1 protein-coding gene is annotated in these 495 nt (G+C 76.4%); it reads left to right on the forward strand.

What is annotated here, in order from left to right; translation table 11 throughout:
- Positions 1-310: 310 nt before the first annotated feature.
- The coding region (locus tag FLV34_RS39730; protein ID WP_222709818.1) for a hypothetical protein at positions 311-495 on the forward strand (185 nt) is incomplete at its 3' end.

Genomic DNA, 495 nt, shown 5'->3' on the forward strand with positions numbered 1-495 from the left:
CGCGACGCAGGCGCCGGGGACGCCGGGACTGTCGGAAGCGACACCCGGCGGACCTGGACCGGAGCAGAAGACACCACCCAGGAGGGCATCAGGAACAGCACCAGGAGCCGGGCGTCGGACGCCGGGGACGGCGCAAGCAGCGGCGCAGGGGGCGTCATCGGGAGCAGCTCCGGGAGGGGCGGCAGGCACGCTCCCCGGGACGGCGCAGGAGGCTGCGCAGGGAGCGGCTCCGGGAGGGGCGGCAGGCACGCTCCCCGGGACGGCGCAGGAGGCTGCGCAGGGAGCGGCTCCGAGTGCGTCGGCGGGCACGATGCCCGGGGCGATCCTGGGGTCGGCGCTGGGAGCGTCGGCAGGCGCGCTGCTGGGGGCGTCGTTGGGGATGGCACCGGGGACAGCGCCGGGGTTGCTGCCGGCGACCGGGCAGGTGCTCCCGCTCTCCAGCGTGCACCGCCTCGCCCGCACCAGCACGTTGGTGCGGATCGTCATGAACGCCGA

Source organism: Microbispora sp. CSR-4, from assembly GCF_008033685.1.
Lineage (GTDB): Bacteria > Actinomycetota > Actinomycetes > Streptosporangiales > Streptosporangiaceae > Microbispora.